Source organism: Mycobacterium sp. NGS62 (assembly GCF_059812285.1).
Genome location: NZ_JCALCK010000079.1, coordinates 1 through 819, shown reverse-complemented (window position 1 = coordinate 819; position 819 = coordinate 1). Strand labels below are relative to the sequence as shown.

Below are 819 nucleotides of genomic sequence, written 5' to 3'. Positions count from 1 at the left end.
CGCCAATTCGCCGCGGGCGCGGGCGGCCTCGATCATGTGCAGGGCGGGGCGGTCTTTCATGCTGCCGCCGGGGTTGAACCCTTCCAGCTTGGCCCAAAACCCGCGACCGGGCGGGGTGAGCGGTGCTGAGATCTGCAGCACCGGGGTGTTGCCCACCAGGGCGGCGGGTCGCCGGGAGGTGGTGGGGGCGGGTTGTCTGCAGTCGCGGGGCTCGATGACCTTCAGCGCCGCGAGAGGCTGAACATAGTTGTCGAACGACAAGACGTCAGTCATGGGATTCGTCGCTTTCACGTGCACGCCGCGACAGCACTGCGCGGCAAAAGTTGACAGGGGTCAGCAGTCACCGGCCGCCGGCACAAGGGCCTACGACCTGATGCTGACCACGTCAGCGACGAGACAAGCAGAACCGGGTCAAGACGTCTTGACCGGTAAGGGAAAAAGCCGGTGCGCGCGGGGGGCCCCGCCCAGCAGGCACCCACAGCTGGGTCAGCCCACCAGCGACAGCGAGCACCGCCACCACGCCCAATGCGATCAACGCAACCACGGCCGAGCCCGACCGCGGCAACACCGCCGCCGTGAACTGCTCATGATGTCCGCCCGAGGAACCCTTGCCCACATGCGGATGATCGACGGAAACGGTGAACTCACCACCACCCAGCGACGCCACCACGGCGTGGGCCGGGTGCGCTACCGAAGACGCCGAATGCCCCATGACGCTATGGGCGCCGATCAGGACCCCCCACGCCGCCAACCACGCGGCGGCCCCCACCGCCACCACATACCGCAGCCGAGGCATCCCGCTAGCGCCGCCAAACCTCA

Annotated in this window: 2 protein-coding genes; both read right to left on the bottom strand. The window is 68.1% G+C overall.

Going from position 1 to position 819, the window contains the following annotated elements:
• Positions 1–273 (bottom strand): pyridoxal-phosphate dependent enzyme (locus AC5Y49_RS24780; protein ID WP_499892018.1); only part of this gene is annotated, 273 nt, incomplete at its 3' end.
• 112 nt (positions 274–385) lie between these two features.
• Positions 386–819 (bottom strand): putative copper homeostasis (lipo)protein LpqS (gene lpqS / locus AC5Y49_RS24775; RefSeq protein WP_499892017.1); only part of this gene is annotated, 434 nt, incomplete at its 5' end.